Genomic DNA, 18,113 nt, shown 5'->3' with positions numbered 1-18,113 from the left:
ATGTTTGAAAAAGTAGTTGCTGCCGTATTTGGGTATCTGGGAATCTCTGCTTTTGCTAAAGACAAAGATGGAAAGTCTTCTATGAGCAAGGAACAAGAGACGAAACTGGAAGAGAAATACGGAAAGAAGTTCGTGGAAGAGTTCAAAAAAGATCTTTCCGAATTCGAAAAGGAAGGAAAAACTGCAGAGAGCGCAGTGACAGAGGGGCTTCTTGTCGAAATGGAAGCTGACAAGGAAAAAAATGCGAAAGAGCTGGAAAAAGCCCGTGAGCGCATTTCTAAATTGGAAGAGGAGAAGGCCAAAGCTGAAGCCAAGATTGCTAAATTGGAAAAAGAAGAAACAGCCGATGCGGGTAAGGTTGTAACAGGAGCAAATGCGGAGAATATGGGAAAGGGATTTAAAGCTGATATGAGCTTGGCGCATAATAAATATGTGGATGCTATTTATTATGGTAAACCGGGTGCTTCTTATTCAGGCAATACAACTATCGAAACTACTGAATTGCAGAATGAGTTTGGTAAGTATGTAAATAGTGAGCGCCTGGAAATACTTCGTAGTTTGATGGGTAAAACCGAATCTACACAGTATATGTCAACTATCGCAACTGACAAAGTGGAGGTCCGTGCACAACAGGCGGCCATTGATTCTGTTTTGCAACAGTTCACACCGCACTGGACACCCAAAGGAAAATCAAAGTTCACTCCGCTTACCATTAAGAACTTCAAGTGTAAAATTAATGTTGCCATCGTACCATCCGATGTGATGGAGGATATTATTGGATATCTGTATGATGAAAACTTGAAGCCGGAAGATATGCCGGTTGTTAAGTATATCCTGAATCAACTTGTATTCCCTAAGCTGGATGAAGAACGGGAAGTTGCTTTGGCTACGGGTAAGTTCGTTGAATCTACAGCAGAGAAAGACGGTGACAACGCTACGGATGCTAACGAAGTTATGGATGGCTATGTAACTCAGCTTAAAGCATTGAAGGAAGCCGGAAATAAGGCTATTACTTGGCTGCTTAATGGTGTGAAACTATCAGATGAACAGTTGGTGGATCAGATCGACAAGGCAGTTGAAGAGGTTAAACCTTTGTACAAGAATAAACAGATGTTTATTCATGCCGACCCGGATATTGTAACACGTTACGGAAAAGCATACCGGAAGAAATACCCCTGGTTGAAGAATGAAGATGGAGAAAAAGTGAAAGTTGATTTTTCAAAATTCACATTTGCTCCACTTGAAGGTATGCGCGGTACCGGAGTATTCTTTATTACTCCCAAAGAGAACTTCAAGCATCTACGTAGTAAAGACCCACAGGCTACAAAAATTTGGATGCAGGGAGAGAACTATAAAGTGAAAATCTTTGCGGAATGGTGGGAAGCTACCGGCTTTTGGATTGCAGAAGCTATTTTCGCATATATTCCGCCTACAGAATCAGGAGCGTCCGCATCTGAAGCTGGTGGACTTTAATCAATGAAAGGAGGTAAAATTATGGCAGAATTAGTATATCAGTTTGCTTCGGTTCCAAAGAAGTCATCGAATGCAGGACGTCCGAAAGGAAAGAAAGCGTATATTGTCTATTTTCGTTGGAAGGATGTAAAGACGTACACACGTGATGAAAAAGGAGTGCGCATCAAGGAATTTGCTCTGATGGAAGGTAAGAAACCTATTGCAGTTTATGCAACGGATTCCTCTATCAATATCTATCATACGAGTGAAGGAGAAGACGATGCACGTGGTTTTATTCATCACGTAGATTATGAGCATCCGGGAACGGAAGTTGAACATGACGAATTTGTGAACAACAATATTAATGAGGATTTAGGAGCTATTGTCTTCGGATGCTCTGGTGAAGATGCAAAGGTGGCGGGTACTCCCTGTACTCCCCTGAAACTCACAAAAGCAGATTCACAGGATAACAAAGAGGGTGATAAAAACACCATTAACTTGGCAAGTTCTTTACGTGGGGCTACAATTGGACATATTGCCAAAAGTCTTATTCCGGCTACTGACGATGATGAAATCAACGCAGTATTGGGATTGAGTGTCACATCAGGTTCATCTAAAGGTGGTCTATAATTAAGTTTATTGGTTGTATTGGAAAGAGGTGCATATTCTACGGGATATGGCACCTCTTTTTGTGTCCTTTTGCCTGTATTGGGATAATGATACTTTTGTGTATCAAAAAAATCAAGAACATGAGAACGAAAAAGGAAAAAGAAGAAAAAGTAGAAGTTAAGTTGGAAGTAGAACAGACTTCTGATGAAAACCCCACACTTAAAGTTGAGGACAAATCAAACGAGGAGCCGGCCTCTAAAGAGAATTTCATCGCTACGGATCATGTAACAGTCGCAATCCCTTATGTCAAAGAGAAAGCACAAGGAGACGAGCTAAGAATGGCATTACGTTCTTTACATAAATTCTTGCGTTTTGGCGTTAACATTGTGGTTATTGGTGACCGGGAAGAATGGATGAGTGATGAAGTTACGGTCATTGAGCATGACTGTGTGTCTGATAATCCACAGGTTGATGTGGTGGAAAAATTGAAATTGGCCATAGCTGCTGATGAGGTTACTGAAAAATTCATCTGGTCTAATGATGATATTTATCTAGTTGCTCCGGTGATGTTGGCGCACTTTGAGGTTCCTAAAAACAAAGGGTTCTTACGACCGGAACTTTATAAAGGGATTTATAAGGAGAATATGCTTCGTACAGTTGATCTACTGTCAAATTTTCCTAAATTAGACTTTGGTACACATACCCCTGTTGTTTACGAAAAGCAGAAACTTGTGGATATGTTTGAAAGGTTCCCGGAACTGAATGCAGGTGGCTATCTGATTTCATCTGTCTATTTTAATACTCTTTGGAGTACCGAACAAATTTCCTCTATCGAACTGAACTGGCAAAGTGATAATATTGCATTATCCATCATATCCAAACAGCCGGATTCTAAGAAGTTTGAGGAACTGGTATCAAAGAAAATGTTTCTGAACAATTCAGAAAGTGGATATTCAGATTTCCTGATGAAATATTTGCTTGACATGTTTCCCGATAAATCCGATTTTGAAGAGTGAAGGAAATCGTAATAGCCTGGTTGAAGAATGGGGCAAATGCTCAAGAAGGAATACGCCTGATGGAACAATCGGGCGTATCCTCATTGACATTGCGTCTTGTTCGTTCTAATCCTTCAGGAAACAAAAGAATGATGGTTGCATTTCTTTGCAAGAAATACGGAGTTAATCAGGACTTTACAACAAATTGGAAAGAAACGGAGATCACATTCAGTCGCAAACCCAAATCTTTTCGTGAGGAGTTCTCTTTTCTAAAGAATAAATCATGTCCGGTGGAATTGGAGGCTCTTGCTTCTCGAAAATTCTCACGATACCATACATACATAGAGCTGCATGCTCAACTTCGTGATTGCACCGACTTGAACCAATGTGCTTCTGTCAGTAAGCAATTGATAGATAATTATATTGAAAATCGGATGATATGGGAAGAATTAAATTATTATCAACAGAACAAGGTGCTGTTAGGTAAGCATCCGATTTTTAATGAGTTTAAAAGGAGAAAAGAACTACTGGGACTACCGATAAAAGAACTTGTAAAGCGCCAAAGACAGATCGAAAACAATATTTGGCGGGTTACAAATGAATTGAATAAAGGAGATAAGCCGCATTTGGATATTGAACGCCAGGAGAGATTGGTTGGTTACAGGGTTGAACTGGAGGAGGTGAACCGTCTACTTGAATGAGTTATTATTTTGACTTGAACGAACTGCGTGAAGAATTGCGCGAATCAAAGATGTATTCGAAGCGGTTTGAAATGCTCCACACATATAAATTGAATAATCTCAAGGAACTGTGTGGCAGGCTTCCAAAAGAGAATGAAGTCTTTTTCATTGAGACACGGAAGAGTTTTACAGCATTTACTTTTATTGTTTACTTGCTCAAACATACCGGATATTTGGAACACCTGTATATAGCAACTTATTCAACCAATGAACGCATAATAAATGCATTGCTCCGATGGAAGGACAAAGGGGCCATTGGAAGTATTCATTTGCATATTTCCGAAACAATAAAGTTTCGTATGCCTAAGATTTTTGAAAGGTTGATGGCACTCCATCAAGATGGAGTTATTGAATTGTCTTTTGCGTGGAGTCATAAGAAGATTACTTGTTTGGATACACCTAAAGGCTTTTTTGTTGTGGAAGGAAGTGGAAACTATGGCGAGAATGCGATGGAAGAACAATATGTATTTTTAAAAAGTAAGGAAGTCTATGAGTTTCGTTGCGGACGAATTGGTTAAGTGGAGAGAAAATCCGGTATGGTATGACAGGATTAACTTTGATGAATATGAAAAGCTGGCAGCTATAGGATATACTCCTAAGCAAATAGCGATGTTTTATAATATTCCTTTGAATGATTTTGAGTGGTACTTCAATTTGGTAGGTTCTCCACTGAAATACCATTATGAACGCGGACAGTTGATACAACAGGCTAAGGAAGGATTATCAATGACGGCCAGTGCTGAAGTTGGTGACAATGTAACTCAGGCACAGCGGCTTGATAAACTACGTCGTGAAGTCGGTTTTAAGAATGCGATTAACCAAGTTTTTTTCGGAGATATAGAGAATGTTTGAAACTTCTTATTTTGACAGGTTACAGGATTACTTGGCATCCGGTTGTACAATGGAACTAACGGATGATGAGATGGATTATTATAATGCGCTGTACGCCCTGATTGGCATACAGCGGAAGTATGGTAAGGATAATGCAATATCTTTCCTTATGCATGACCCTTTTCAGGTAAAGAGGGCTAGGGCCAGGGAAATGTATAATGAGGCTATAAACCTGTTTTTTGCGAATGATTCGGTAGAAAATAACGCTCACCGAAATATGATGTATGATAATCTGCAGAAAGCGGCACAGGTTGTATTAATGAATGCACATTCTTCTAAGGATATGGAAGTATATGGAAACTTGATGATACAGGCTGCTAAAATCAAACAATTGGATAAGCCTGATCCGCAGAAACGGAAGGAAGTAAACGAAAAGCCCATAAAAATTTATATGCTTGATACGCAGGCTGTAGGAATGCCACAGGTTAACAGGCAATTGCTTGCTGAACAGATTGATTCTATTCCTGATATTCCGGAGCGGGAGAAAGTTCGTTTAAAGAGGGATGCGCAAGTGATTGATGTGGACATAATTGAAATGCTCGATGACCAGGAAACAAAAACTAAAGACATCGACTGATGAAGTAGAACAGCGATACGCAAATTGGATGGCCCAACTCATATCAATAATGATGCCTTGGGCACTTTATTGGATTGCCGGACGCGCCAGTGCTAAAACAGTGCAAGTATTATCAGAACGAGTACAAGAAGTTGCACAAGATTGTCAGGGAGCGCCGTTCGCATGGGTAGCTGATACGTATTCAGATTTGCATAAGAATGTCATTCCTTCGCTTATAGATGGACTTTCCCTGTTAGGGTGGGAAATAGGCATTCACTATGTGATTAACCAGGAGCCGCCTAAAGAATGGCAGGAAAGAATGTACAATGTATGTACGGACTGGCGTAACACTATGGTCTTCTATACCGGATTTAATTTCACATTCATCTCTTTAGACAGACCGTCTATCGGTGCAGGACGTTCGTATGTTGGAGTGTTCGGTGATGAAGTCAAGTATTTCCCGGAGGAGAAATTTACGAATCTGTTGAAAGCTGTACGAGGTTTCAGGGTGAAGTATGGAATGAATGTTTGGTACCGTAGTCGTACCCTTACTACCGATATGCCTAATCCTAACCATATTGGCGAATATGACTGGATTCTGAAACTGGCTAAACAGAACGATAAAGATAAGATTCTGTTAATGCTTCAGGCGGGATTTGTTTATAACGAGACGAAAAAGACGTATGTAGCTACCTTACAGGAATATAATGAAGTGTTGAAGAAATATCGCTTTGATAAATCATTAGCTCCAAGTCTTAATAAACTGCAACGGGCGCTGGAACTCGCAGGACGCAATATGAAGCGGTGGGAAGAACGATGGATCAAGACACGTTCACGTACATCGTTTTTCTTCATTTCATCCTCTTATGTCAATGCAGACGTTTTAGGGCTGGATTGGTTTAGTGATGAATTTTCCGAGGGACTTGAAGGAATTCTGTGCAATATTCTTTCGATTATCCCCAAATTGGAAGCCGGGCAAATGTTTTACTGTAATTTGGCTATCCGGCATTTTTATGCTGATGGATTTATCAATGAAATTATTGAAACGAAACCGTTGGGCTGGAAGGAAGATTGCACGGTGCTTAGGCATTTGGATATGAATCGTCCGTTAGAGGCCGGTATGGATTCTGGTAATATGCTGTCTATGGTGCTGGGACAACAGGATAAGAAAAAGTACAAGGTATTAAAAGAACTCTATACATTGCCACCTAATACAGCCAGAGAACTGGCTGATAATTTCTTGGAATATTTTAAACCGCATAGACGGAAGATATTGAAACTCTATTATGATCGTTCGATGAATAATTATCATAAAGTCAAGGCGGATATGGCTACTCAAATAAAGAAGAATATAGAATTTTATGCTGATGGTACAAGAACAGGATGGCAAGTGCAGTTGATGAGCCTCGGACAAGGTAACATAGGCAGTAATTTAGAATACCGCTTTTTCATGGATTTATTGAGCGGTAACTTAGAACGGGGATTATTTACTATTCAATTTGACCAATATAATTGTTCCAACCTCAAAAGTGAGATGGAAATAACAGGAACAAAGTCTGTTACTCGTTCTGATGGTGGTTCAGAGATAGTCAAATTAAAGACAGGCGATAAGTTGCCTACAAACCGATTGCCTAAAGAATCGACTAATCTTACGGATGCACTGAAATATCTTATGTTACGTAAGGAATGGATACGGATATGGAAGACGGGACGCAATCTGTCTGTTGCGTCTAGGATGTAGTTCGTTTTTTATTCGAGTGGTAGCCTCGCAGTCTGTAAAGATAGCGAGGCTTTTTCATGCACACCTGCCAGGGCAGGCAGATAGGTGGCATTTTCTTTGAGGAAAATGCGATAATGGTGGGATTGTAAAGATTTTGTCACATTTCCCGCCCCAAAAGGGGGGTGCGACCGCAAAAAGGGGGCGGCGCGTGTCGGGCAGAACTTCGTTTCATTTGCGGTTTTTTAGAAACCGCAAATAGTTTTATGGTTGAAAATCAGTTAATTAATGATTGGAAATGTTTTTTCTGATGTAAATATCTCCCCAATTTGGAAGAAAAACAACCGTATTTAACTGCAAAATCAAAAAAAGGTATTTTGGAAGATAACTAAAATATAATCATATATAATGTATATCTATATCCATTATATCTATAACCTATTATATATCAATAGACTAGGTAACACACGTTATTGAAATAATTCGAATGATAAGGATACTTAAATCAAAATTGAAGTAAATCAATGTATAAAATAATATCATGATAAAACTAAGGTTCTTAAATGCAAATTTTTTCCATTTTAAAAGGTCTGCTATAAATAAAATCATATATTTGTTATTTAATAAATATGTAGAACTATGTGGTACAAAATAAATATGCATTGGAACAAGAAAAAATTAGTTTTTTGGCTAGCAAAGTCTAAATTACCCTTTTTTTTAACGACGGTAAAGGTTAGATTATGGCTAATTTTGATATTGTTTATTTTGATGATTGTTTTATTATTCTATGCTTTCAATAAGCAATATCCGGAGTTTCGTGAGACTAGTATAGTATATAATAAAACGCAATCTTTATTATTTAATAAAATGTATATCCATTGTGATTTGCGTGAGAAAAGTGCAATATTATATTATGAGTTGATGAATAATTTTTTAGATTTCAAAGAAAGAAATGATTCGCTAATATTTAATGAAAGGAACTCTCTGAATGATAAATTATTTCCTAAAAGTTCGCTTAATTGCAACTATTTTTGTCGTAAAAATAGTACAGATATTGATTCTATTATGATATATGGATTCACAAATTTAACTATTTCAAATATAAGTAATGTAAAACTGGATGAGTCATATAATAAGTTTTATGAAGACACAAAAAATGAATGCCAAAGCAATTATTTGTATCAGTCCAATGTAAAAGATAATAAAAAGGTAATTACTAATAGAATTGAAAGGTATTATTATAAAAACAAAGGGTTATGTTCTGATTTTAATTTCCAGCATTTTAAATTTGGGGGTGAAGATATGTACTCTCCTAATGATAATCCATATACTTTATATCAATTATTTATGCCAGATTATGAGAAAAATGATTTTTATGGCTATTCTGACGATTTTCAGATTTCTATAATTTTAAATCAAGGAAAAACTCTTGTATTGGATATTTTCCCGGAACCATCATCGAAAAATTCAAGATGTATAAGCTACAAAGGGCGAAAAAAACTGGAAGAGATTATAGAGAATCAAGGGGTTTATATTTATTTACAAGATATAGAAAAAGCTAATAAAATAAGTCGATTTCAAAATTATGCATCTTTATTAGCGGGTGCAATTTTAGCTTGGATTGTTGAGCTATTTGTGAGTATTATTTTGGTTTGGAAAAGATTAGTTGTAACAAAATAGCTATATTCTATAGAGTATATAACAATCTTCGAACATGGCAAATCTATTTGAAAATCAGGAGTGAACTCTTATTGTCACATAATATTATAAAAAGCAAAGTAAAAAACTCTGCTTTTTCTTTGATATATAAGTTTTTTTCAGCACTTTTGTGTCGCCCCAAGAATTTAGTATAAAAACGTCATTAATGACAAACACATGGATCCCTTTTCAAGATGTAATCCGTAAAATCGGATTAAGGTTAATACTAGACCTTTGGGCGCATCTTGATAAGGGATTCGCCATTTCTAATGATTATGAAAACTACTATTGAAGCTTATACAATTACAATTAGAAAAAAAAGAGAGAAAGAACCTTGGTCATTTGCTGATTCTCCTGATATTTATAAATTATTATCTGATAGTGAAACCGGATTCATTAAATATATTGATAAAAATGTAACAGGGGATCTCCCTGCTGAAAAGATGACTGTAAGAGTTCCGCCAGAAGGTCATGATCATAGTGATCTAAAACGTTATATTTGTGGGATAATAGAAACTGGCTATTATGGTAAAGAATATGAAGCTGTAGACAAGGACGATCCTAAAGATGAGACTAAAAAGATTTTCTTAGGTAAAAGTAAAGCCATCTTGAAACCTTTTTTCTATTATATTCAGATTCCAAGAAAGGGAGATAAAGCTTTAGTCATATTAGAAAGAATAGATAACAATGGCATATTTCCTTTGATAAGAAGTATTTTAATATCATTTCTTAACTTTCATTTCGGAGCAGGAGATCTTTATATAATTGATAGAGGTAGTGTTGTGTTAGGGGCATATTTAAAGAAACTTCGTGAAGGAAAATATAATTCGTTATCTCTGTCCGCTAACTCTATACCAACAGATGCTTCTGAACGCTACTTTGGCGGTTTAGACTCTGAAGACTTCACTCTTGAATTAACTATGAAATTCAAGAAGAATATGAGTGAAGTAAAAGAGAAAAAAATTCGTGAAATGGTTAATTCTGGAAAATATTTATTTGATTCTCCGGAATTAAACGCTATATTTGAAGACTCAACTCAAAAGGTGTCATCCACAATTGGAGGAGGAAAGACAAGAACTTTGTATTTGAATGACGAGGAGAAAAACATCATTCATCCGTACTATGACTTAGATGTCAATGGAAATACTAAAGGCTTCTCAGATTATGAATCAATAAAAAAAGCAACAAAAAAGTTTATAGAAGATAATCCTGATTTCAAAGTATTTGAATAGATGAAAAAGACATTTACATTTATAAATATTAGAGAGATCCTTCAGAAAGAAAAAGAAATTCTGAAAGCTGATCCTAATAATAAATGGGTATTTATAGGATTACCACTGTTGTTGGGGATTCTGTGTAGTCTCTTATTCTATAACGATACAAAGGCCATATTAGGCATCCTTACTTTATTTTTGTCTATCTTTATTCCAATATTTATAAGTTTGTTAGCAACAATGATTTCATTCGTAATGAATAAAATCAAAACTCGTCATAATAAAGAAAGAATACCTCTAATTAAAGAAACATTTTATAACATCTGCTATTTAATTCCAGTATCTCTTTTTTTGTTAGTATTGTCATTACTAATGAACTTAACGATTGGAGATGACTGTGTTGTTTACCAAACATTTTTTGAGTCACCAATATGTAATACTATATTTTTATTTAAGATAACAGTTCATTTCATTTATCTTTTTCCTATAGGAATACTTTTTTATGGAGGAGTTGCTCACTTAGTTATGAATATTTTAATGGTTACTAAAAGAATCTTTAAATTGTTTGATAAAGAGATTGATCTACTAACTAGTCCTGAAGAAGATTACGGAGCTCCTAAAAAGAAAGAGAATGATAACTCGAAAGATGGAAAAGAAGATAATGATGAGGTTAAAGATACATTATAAGGGCTATTTAAGATATTTTGCTTCATTGGCATGAGGCAAAACTTTGACAAGTAAAAGGGCTTCCACGGGTTGGAAGCCCTTTTTTATTCTTTAAAGCGCATATTTTGTTATTATATTTTGGTATTATTAAATATTATACTGATATTTGTGTGTTGAGCACAAACAAATGATTCACCTCCTCATATTGTGTAATCTATATATTGGGTCTTGGATGATTCCAGTCAATGCACAATATGAGGAGGTGTTTTTTTGTATAGCACGCACACACATTTTTACTAAATATTTAATGAAATGAAGAAGATTATTTTTCTAATGCTGATGTTTGTCAGCGTCAATGTAATGGCTCAAGAGTCATACAAAGTGTTTTGTGAATTACTCGGTATGGGTAAGTTTATGAGTACTAAAGTTATTGTAACTGTCGATTTCGGGCAAAAAACTAAATATTGGTCTGGTGATGCCAAGCAATATTTAGTTGATGATGAGGGTGAAAAATTAGAGTTTAACTCTATGGTAGATGCTATGAACTATATGGGAAAGCGCGGATGGGAGTTTGAACAAGCTTATGTTGTAACAGCTAGTAATCAAAATACATACCATTGGTTATTATCGAAAAAGGTCACTTCTGATGAACAATTGAAAGAAGGGCTCATTACGAAAGAGGAGTATGATAAAAAGCATAAGAAATGATAAGTTAAAGCGGAGTTTTTCTCCGCTTTATTTTTTTATTAGTAAATAGCCGGACTTATCATATTATCATAAATTAAAGATATTAGCTTTTCATAGATTCATTTTACTACTGGCACTACCAAATGCGCTAATGTTTATAGGCTTCTCATTGATGTCTTTAATCATAAATTGAATGCGTCCAAACGCTTTAACGCCCTCTTTGAGAGCATCAAGATCGTTTATCCATACGTCTAAAATCTCATCTTCTTTGATTACGACATAACCACCCAAAGGATTTTCTTCGCGAAGGCGTTCTAAATTCTTGTGATAAGTAGCTAACTCTATTTCGAACATATAGCTTGATGTTTTCCACAAAAATAATATTTTTCTTTTGCACTTTCAGATATTATCCGCATATTTGTACAGTATAACTGCATGATTATATGATGTGAAACGGGGGCATACGGGTTACATTATATTTAGAATATTTTTATAATCGCGATTAATAGAGCTTGTAGAGTAGCAGCATGCCCGCTGTGAAATGCAGGCTCTATTTTTTTTTGCACAGGTGATGAGTGTGTATATCCACCATGTATTAAAGACGGGATTTCATTTTCTTCATTTTTTAGTGCAGTATTTAATTCGTCGAATTTACGATGTTTATTTCGAAAAAAGAATTTGAACAACTTTGTAAAGAAGGAAAAGTTGTTGATGCCCGTCGAGGAAGATTGGTTATTGGTCGTTCTCATGATGAAGGTAATATTTATATGATTCAAGAATATTTAAATGGATATAGAGTTATAAACAATATGGAAGGTGGTGAATATGTAATTTGCCACGAAGCCATAGAAAAACACAAAGATAGGATAGTATTGATAAACTCCATGCAAATGGACTGCAAAAATGTGAATATAGATGTATTAAGACATACGCCATTACTAATAACATCGTTAGAGGGTAGTTCTGATAAATTTCTGTTATTTGATAATAGAAGGCAATTTGTAGTCAATAAAGCTTCAACATGCTTCTTCCTAGAAGAATTGAATAAACTAAATATTGATTACATTTAAAAATGCCACTTTTCTTTTGCACTTTCAAATTTTATCCTCATATTTGCAGAGTCAAACAATACGATTTTTTTTAATCGTCGATGTGCATCGTATAATGCTCATGATATTTGGTGGGCCTTTTTTATGTCCTTATACAACGTTTTCCTAGTCTTTGGAAAATGATACATACGAAATAGGCGGCTGCCTTTCCCAAACATTGTTATTGCCTCGGCGATTATCACTGTATTGTTTGACGACACGGGAAATGGCGGCCGTTCTTGTGTTCTATAATTGCCGAAATGTCAAACAATACAGTGATATGAAAAAAGAAAAAAAAGTCCTCACCAAATGCGTAGAGGCAAAGAAAGTCCAAGAATTTTTCAACAAAATTAGTGATTTGATTACTTCCGGACATGATAAAGTCTGGACGAGTAAAGACGAAAACGGTGAAATGAATTTCATCGTGGGTAATAGCCGTGTGAATATACGTATCAATGCCTCAATGATGAAAGGAGGTACATTATGAAACGGGATAAATCTATAACTAATAAAAACATCTTCGTGACAAGTGAACGTAAACATACTGATACTGAATCTGGAGAATATAACTATAATATCAGTTATCTAGGTAGCTATGAATTGTGTGAATTGACAGGTGAAGAGGTTGTTGAATTAATAGCTTGTTTGCAAAATGCACTCCAATCTAATGGAGAGAAAGGAGTTAAACTATGAGTAATCCGATATTTAAAATTATAAAAAGCTGTAGTTATTCAGGTGGTATAAAGTGCATGGAAGAATATACTATTGCTTTATATTCTAAATATATATGCACTTGTGCTAGGGAAGAACTAATAGAACTTCGTAATCAATTGGATTTAGCTTTGAATGACCAAAGAATAGTTGTAAACGAGAAAAGAGATTCAGATGAAAGACAGTGAGATACATTATTTCCTTTCAGGTCTAAAAGACCTACGCGAATTATTTTTAGTCATTGATGAAATTAAATCAGAGACAGGCATGACGCCTGATGTGATTAAATATGGAGATAAAAAACTGAAATATAGTAGCAAAGATGGTAAATCTCTGAAAAATGGAGATTTAAATGAGGAAGTATATATAGAAAGAAATTTGATTCCTGCTAAATGATAAAATAAGATTTGAGCAAATCTAAGGTTTGAAATAATAAAAAAGCCCCGATTGTGAGTGCAGTCGGGGCTTTTTTGTGTCCTTTTTTAAGGTCTTTCTCGTATGTAATTTTGCAATATAGTTAGTGTAATAATGGAAAGTAACGAAAGCAAGGAATTAAAGACCCTTTTTATTGAGGAGGAACTGTCACAGCACGGAGAATGGCTTTGTGATATACTTACTGAAGCTATAGAGACAAGAGAGCTCATGCAGACGGATGCTTTGCATGATAGCATAGATTATAAAACTTTCCATGACGGAGAGAATCCGGGATTAAAGGTTAGTTTCTTTTCTTATGGTCGTGCTTTTGAAATTGCGGGAAATAAGAAGAATCGGCATCAAGTTGATACAAACCGGACGGTTTGGGGAATGAAAGCAAACCGGAATCCGGTGAAGAAAAATACGAGATGGTATGCAAAAAATATGTATGGAGGGCTGAACCGATTGATTTCGAGAGTTATGTATGGCTTGAGTGATGCGGAAATTGCCCGCTTAAAAGGGATATTGGAAAATAGAAAATTGAATTATAATGGCTGAAATAAAGGAGAAAATTGGAGGCTTCCGGTTTGTTGATGCTGGAGTAGGTACCTATGCCATCAATATGAGTTTAGGTAACAATGAACTAAGTAGTTTTTTTAATGGTTCTTCCTCCAACTGGGATGGTGATCCGGTGACAATAGCCGGAGTTCGCGTTGTTCCCTGGGGAATTGATAATAATCTTCCGAAGACAGTACGTGACATTCTTGAAAAGAATAATCTGGGACCGGGCATTTTGGATCGCAAAACAGGTTTGATGTATGGTCAAGGTCCGATGCTTTATCGGGTGAATGTAGTCAACAATGAACGTGTGCAAGAGTGGTTGATAGATAATGAGATACAGGAATGGCTTGATACATGGGATTATCGGAGTTATATTCGTAATGCTTTTGTAGAGTACAATCACATGAAAGGAGTATTTGTGAAATACTATGCAGCCAAATCAATCCGGATCGGTAAACCGTGGATAACCCGTTTGGAAGCCCTTCACAGTACAGATTGCCGGATGGTATGGCCGGAGAATGACAGCCGGAGATTGGAAGATGTGAAACAGTTTCTTATTGGGGACTTTGACAGTTATACCAGTAAGAGGATGATGTTGTATAGCATCTTCGATAAATGGAATCCTTCAGCTACGGAAACCGCTGTGAAATATCATAGTATGCGTAGTTTCGGGCGCAATATGTATGCAATTTCCAGTTTTCATGGTTCGATTCCCTGGCTATTGGATGCTAATACCCTTCCGGAAATAATCCAATATCTAAATGAGAATATGATTGCATCTGCATACATTGTTCATGAGCCGGAAGAGTATTGGAGGCAGAAAGAAGAAATGATACGTGCCATGCACGAAGAATGGAGAGAAGCACAGATATACGAAGAAATAGACCGTTTGCGAGATGAACTTACCAAGAGGATTGCAGATGTCATGGCCGGTAAAAAGAATGCAGGTAAATTCTTCACTTGTGTGGACTTTGTGGATCAGGACGGAAACCTGCAATCATGGAAAATCGAGCCAATCGAAATGAACGTAGATAAATACATCGCAGCACAGGCGGAAATATCAAGGATAGCTGATAGCTCTACTACAAGCGGCTTTGGATTGAATCCTGCGTTATCCAACATCATCATCGACGGCAAAGGTGACAGTGGCAGCCAAATGCTATACGCATTAAAGATTTTCTATGGGGCTGATACACAAATCCCGGAGGAAATAGCGTTGGAGGCTCTGAATGATGCAATCCGAATAAACTTTCCACATAAGAAAGGTCTTTTTGTTGGTATGTATCGCAAGGTTATCAATAAAGAGGATAATGTAACGTCAGATAAACGGGCAACAAATCAGGTGTAATTATGAATAACAAACAGATAGATTTTCCGGATTGTTGGGAGGAAGTTCTTCCTGCAGAGTGGTTATACTTGCTCCGCTTGCGTCAGAAATTAATTGAACGCCCTAAAATAACTTTAATGGACGTGAAACGAGAGTGGTGCCGTTTTGTTCTTTCCAATCGTGGCATCCGGAGAAAGAGTAGCATTGATTATTATATTTTGATTGATGAATTGGCGTTGACGCTGGGATGGATGTGGAGTGAAAGTAAAGAAGGGAAAGAGGTTGAACTTATCTTTTCAAGCACAAAGAATCTGTTACCTGAATGGAAGCAATATAAAGGTCCGCTTTCTCATGGCAGTGATTTGACATTTGGGGAATTCCGTAATGCGGTTATGATGATGAATGGCTACAATGATACACAAGACCCTTCTTTATTGCAAGCCTTATGCGGTATTCTTTATCGTTGTCCAGGAGCAAAAATAGGAAAGTCTGATTTTGACGGTAAATACAGGGAAGAATTTAAGCAGGAGCGAATAAATTTCTATTCAAACAGGATTAGGATGATGCCGAAGCAGGTTCAGTGGGGAGTATATGCATGGTTTGCTTTCTTCTGTCACTATTTGCTTACAGGCACATTTATTATTGATGGAATAGAGATTTCATTCGAATCCATCTTTACCAAAGAAACACAGGACGCGAACACGCCCAAGGAGCAAAGTCTGGGAATGAGTGGAATTCTGTTTTCCGTAGCAGAATCCGGAATTTTTGGAAATATAGAAAAAGCGGATGATACATTATTACTCCGCGTAATGATGAAGTTGCTGGATGATAAATACAAAGCAGATGCTTTATTAAAGCGTAACAAATAAATGATATAGTATGATATTCAATAAGGATGATAATGGTAGTAGGGAACTACGGGAACTGACTGGGAATTATTATGCAAATAATGATTTCAATAAAATCATAACTGATATTGAGTTGGCAACAGAGGAAATTTCCGCATTGATTGGTGTTGAACTATACAAAAAAGTGGAAGGCTGGTATAAAGAGACAAAAGAGGATGCAGATCAAGACCTTATAAAGAAAGTACAACGGCCTATCGCTTTGTTGGCTACATTACGTATGTACCAAAAAAATGATCTAAGTCATGAAGATGATGGGCGTAAATTCAAAATCGCTACAGATAACAGTGAAAAGCTCCCTTGGGAATGGCAATTAGATAGGGATGATGTCCGGCATATGGAAGATTATTATAAAGCGGTAGACGCTTTGATACGTTATCTCAATACTTCCGAAATTAAGGAATGGAAAGAGAGTCGGGCTTATAAAATGTCTCAGCTATTACTGATACGCAGTGGAGCGGATTTTGACACCTATTTTCCTATTGACAAGAGCGAGCGTACTTTTATGTTATTGTTGCCATTCATCAAGGAGGCACAATTACTTCATGTGAAGAAGGCGTATGGAAACGGATGGGATACGCTTTTGACTATGAATGAAGATAATGAAGCGCATTTTGCAGCTTGCAAAGCTGTTACATTATTGGGAATGAGTATTGCCCTAAGACGTATGCAACTGAAAATTATTCCAGCAGGAGTAATCAGGGGATATGTGTCTGCAAGTGGTGCAATGGAGAGCGATCCTGCATCTATTGAGGATATCAAGTTATTATCCGAATGGATGAATGATGATGCTATGGTTTGGATTGATGAGATGAAGAAGGCAAGAGACGGTGGAGCGGTCACCTATAATCTGTTACCAGAGAATGATAAAGATAACAAATACATGAGATTATGAATGTGATTCAAAGACCTAGAGCAGAAGAGTTCTGTGCTACGATGCAGGATTATATTATAGATACGGATTCTACCATAACTTTCTCTGTGCAGTATGGAGGTAAAACGGTTTTGGAAGAGGAATATGTTCCGGATGCCAACTATCAGGTAAGAGTGCGAAAACTGGGCAAATTCTGTGAGTTGGCTTTATGGGGAGTATGGTGTGCTGGAGAAGCAAGTTGGCAGACAAATGCTGCTGGTACCTTTACTTTCTTTATCAATGGACTACAAGATTCACAAAGTTATGTGATGTTTAGCCGGCTGCAGACAAAAAAAGAGGCATCGGCTCCGGGATGGTTGAGTGAGGTTCGGGAGAAAGTGACACGTAATGGTGCAATGGAGTATGCAAGTAGCGTATTTACAGATGGTGATAAAGTGTTATTGAATGTCCGTACTTTATCCGGAGCGGTTTATCCGGAACAACTATATGTACATAAAGGGGAAAAAATGCCTGTAACTTTGGATGTAAGTATGGAAAGGGTTGGGAATATTCTTCCAGATATAAATGAAATGATCCGTAGTTATGAATTGGTGAAAGGAAGTGACGTTTTTAAGTTTTTAGTAGATCAGACGAGATATGAAGAGGTTCAACGTTTCCGATATAAGAATGTATATGATATGCCGGAAACGATGACTACTGTAGGTAGTATGACTATGAAGGGCAATGACGAAAGTGATACGGCAAAGATGTTTGGTGTGGATCGTAAATTTGGAGTAAAGCCAAAAGATGAATACACCGTTAGCAGTGGGGTTATTTTCTTGCAAAGTGATTATAAGTTATGGCATAATTTGCTAAATGCACAAGAAGTTGATATCTGGTATGAAGATAGTTGGTTCCCTATTATTGTGACAAAACAGAATTATGAACGTAGCTTTAACCGTAGCATACTGAAAGCTATAGAATTTACATTTAAAATGGCAGATGTTGAACATAATAACTTAATTTAAT

22 protein-coding genes are annotated in these 18,113 nt (G+C 36.7%); 21 read left to right on the top strand and 1 reads right to left on the bottom strand.

Annotated features, from left to right (window positions below; translation table 11 throughout):
- The 12 genes from HMPREF9010_RS18455 (at nucleotide 1) to HMPREF9010_RS18510 (ending at nucleotide 11,246) form a co-directional block, all read left to right on the top strand.
- Nucleotides 1-1,473, top strand: a complete 1,473-nt coding sequence (locus tag HMPREF9010_RS18455) for a hypothetical protein (RefSeq protein ID WP_008647631.1) — start codon at nucleotides 1-3, stop codon at nucleotides 1,471-1,473.
- Between the two features lie 21 nt (nucleotides 1,474-1,494).
- On the top strand, nucleotides 1,495-2,082 hold the full coding sequence (locus HMPREF9010_RS18460; protein WP_008647630.1) for a hypothetical protein: 588 nt from the start codon (nucleotides 1,495-1,497) through the stop codon (nucleotides 2,080-2,082).
- Between the two features lie 119 nt (nucleotides 2,083-2,201).
- The gene (locus tag HMPREF9010_RS18465; protein ID WP_008647629.1) at nucleotides 2,202-3,077 is read left to right on the top strand and encodes a hypothetical protein; all 876 of its coding nucleotides are present in this window, start codon (nucleotides 2,202-2,204) and stop codon (nucleotides 3,075-3,077) included.
- Nucleotides 3,074-3,757, top strand: coding sequence for a hypothetical protein (locus HMPREF9010_RS26465; RefSeq protein WP_232284320.1), 684 nt, complete (start codon nucleotides 3,074-3,076; stop codon nucleotides 3,755-3,757). Before HMPREF9010_RS18465 ends, HMPREF9010_RS26465 begins: the two co-directional genes overlap by 4 nt.
- Nucleotides 3,754-4,314, top strand: coding sequence for a hypothetical protein (locus tag HMPREF9010_RS18475; RefSeq protein WP_008647626.1), 561 nt, complete (start codon nucleotides 3,754-3,756; stop codon nucleotides 4,312-4,314). The genes HMPREF9010_RS26465 and HMPREF9010_RS18475 overlap by 4 nt, the downstream gene beginning before the upstream one ends.
- On the top strand, nucleotides 4,286-4,648 hold the full coding sequence (locus HMPREF9010_RS18480) for a hypothetical protein (protein ID WP_008647625.1): 363 nt from the start codon (nucleotides 4,286-4,288) through the stop codon (nucleotides 4,646-4,648). Before HMPREF9010_RS18475 ends, HMPREF9010_RS18480 begins: the two co-directional genes overlap by 29 nt.
- On the top strand, nucleotides 4,641-5,264 hold the full coding sequence (locus tag HMPREF9010_RS18485; RefSeq protein WP_008647622.1) for a hypothetical protein: 624 nt from the start codon (nucleotides 4,641-4,643) through the stop codon (nucleotides 5,262-5,264). The genes HMPREF9010_RS18480 and HMPREF9010_RS18485 overlap by 8 nt, the downstream gene beginning before the upstream one ends.
- A complete protein-coding gene (locus HMPREF9010_RS18490; RefSeq protein WP_008647621.1) occupies nucleotides 5,230-6,984 on the top strand; it encodes a hypothetical protein in 1,755 nt (584 codons plus the stop codon). The genes HMPREF9010_RS18485 and HMPREF9010_RS18490 overlap by 35 nt, the downstream gene beginning before the upstream one ends.
- A gap of 615 nt (nucleotides 6,985-7,599) precedes the next feature.
- Nucleotides 7,600-8,640: a hypothetical protein gene (locus tag HMPREF9010_RS18495; protein WP_008647619.1), complete on the top strand. Its 1,041-nt coding sequence runs from the start codon at nucleotides 7,600-7,602 to the stop codon at nucleotides 8,638-8,640.
- A gap of 293 nt (nucleotides 8,641-8,933) precedes the next feature.
- Nucleotides 8,934-9,890, top strand: coding sequence for a hypothetical protein (locus HMPREF9010_RS18500; RefSeq protein ID WP_032852478.1), 957 nt, complete (start codon nucleotides 8,934-8,936; stop codon nucleotides 9,888-9,890).
- Nucleotides 9,891-10,559, top strand: a complete 669-nt coding sequence (locus HMPREF9010_RS18505; RefSeq protein ID WP_008647615.1) for a hypothetical protein — start codon at nucleotides 9,891-9,893, stop codon at nucleotides 10,557-10,559.
- A 291-nt stretch (nucleotides 10,560-10,850) separates the two neighbouring features.
- Nucleotides 10,851-11,246, top strand: a complete 396-nt coding sequence (locus tag HMPREF9010_RS18510; RefSeq protein WP_032852477.1) for a hypothetical protein — start codon at nucleotides 10,851-10,853, stop codon at nucleotides 11,244-11,246.
- Nucleotides 11,247-11,336: 90 nt separating this feature from the next.
- On the opposite strand, the gene HMPREF9010_RS18515 is transcribed toward HMPREF9010_RS18510, so the two are convergent.
- The gene (locus HMPREF9010_RS18515; protein WP_008647612.1) at nucleotides 11,337-11,579 is read right to left on the bottom strand and encodes a hypothetical protein; all 243 of its coding nucleotides are present in this window, start codon (nucleotides 11,577-11,579) and stop codon (nucleotides 11,337-11,339) included.
- A gap of 302 nt (nucleotides 11,580-11,881) precedes the next feature.
- Between HMPREF9010_RS18515 and HMPREF9010_RS18520 the strand changes: the two genes are divergently transcribed.
- The 9 genes from HMPREF9010_RS18520 to HMPREF9010_RS18565 all read left to right on the top strand — a co-directional run bounded on the left by HMPREF9010_RS18520 (nucleotide 11,882) and on the right by HMPREF9010_RS18565 (nucleotide 18,112).
- Nucleotides 11,882-12,295 (top strand): hypothetical protein, encoded by a 414-nt coding sequence (locus tag HMPREF9010_RS18520; protein ID WP_008647610.1) that lies wholly within the window; start codon nucleotides 11,882-11,884, stop codon nucleotides 12,293-12,295.
- A gap of 298 nt (nucleotides 12,296-12,593) precedes the next feature.
- The gene (locus HMPREF9010_RS18525) at nucleotides 12,594-12,800 is read left to right on the top strand and encodes a hypothetical protein (RefSeq protein WP_232284319.1); all 207 of its coding nucleotides are present in this window, start codon (nucleotides 12,594-12,596) and stop codon (nucleotides 12,798-12,800) included.
- The gene (locus HMPREF9010_RS18530) at nucleotides 12,797-13,006 is read left to right on the top strand and encodes a hypothetical protein (RefSeq protein WP_008647606.1); all 210 of its coding nucleotides are present in this window, start codon (nucleotides 12,797-12,799) and stop codon (nucleotides 13,004-13,006) included. The genes HMPREF9010_RS18525 and HMPREF9010_RS18530 overlap by 4 nt, the downstream gene beginning before the upstream one ends.
- A gap of 192 nt (nucleotides 13,007-13,198) precedes the next feature.
- On the top strand, nucleotides 13,199-13,420 hold the full coding sequence (locus HMPREF9010_RS18540) for a hypothetical protein (RefSeq protein WP_008647604.1): 222 nt from the start codon (nucleotides 13,199-13,201) through the stop codon (nucleotides 13,418-13,420).
- 132 nt (nucleotides 13,421-13,552) lie between these two features.
- On the top strand, nucleotides 13,553-13,996 hold the full coding sequence (locus HMPREF9010_RS18545; protein WP_008647603.1) for a hypothetical protein: 444 nt from the start codon (nucleotides 13,553-13,555) through the stop codon (nucleotides 13,994-13,996).
- Entirely contained in the window at nucleotides 13,989-15,347 is a 1,359-nt protein-coding gene (locus HMPREF9010_RS18550; protein ID WP_008647602.1) for a hypothetical protein, read from the top strand. Before HMPREF9010_RS18545 ends, HMPREF9010_RS18550 begins: the two co-directional genes overlap by 8 nt.
- 2 nt (nucleotides 15,348-15,349) lie before the next feature.
- On the top strand, nucleotides 15,350-16,195 hold the full coding sequence (locus tag HMPREF9010_RS18555) for a hypothetical protein (RefSeq protein ID WP_008647600.1): 846 nt from the start codon (nucleotides 15,350-15,352) through the stop codon (nucleotides 16,193-16,195).
- A 10-nt stretch (nucleotides 16,196-16,205) separates the two neighbouring features.
- The gene (locus HMPREF9010_RS18560; RefSeq protein ID WP_008647599.1) at nucleotides 16,206-17,126 is read left to right on the top strand and encodes a DUF6712 family protein; all 921 of its coding nucleotides are present in this window, start codon (nucleotides 16,206-16,208) and stop codon (nucleotides 17,124-17,126) included.
- Nucleotides 17,123-18,112 (top strand): hypothetical protein, encoded by a 990-nt coding sequence (locus HMPREF9010_RS18565; RefSeq protein ID WP_008647598.1) that lies wholly within the window; start codon nucleotides 17,123-17,125, stop codon nucleotides 18,110-18,112. Before HMPREF9010_RS18560 ends, HMPREF9010_RS18565 begins: the two co-directional genes overlap by 4 nt.
- Nucleotide 18,113 lies beyond the last annotated feature (1 nt).

The organism is Bacteroides sp. 3_1_23 (assembly GCF_000162555.1).
In the GTDB taxonomy this organism is placed as follows: domain Bacteria; phylum Bacteroidota; class Bacteroidia; order Bacteroidales; family Bacteroidaceae; genus Bacteroides; species Bacteroides ovatus.
The sequence above is the reverse complement of the archived record's forward strand: the minus strand, read 5'-3'. Positions and strand labels throughout refer to the sequence as shown.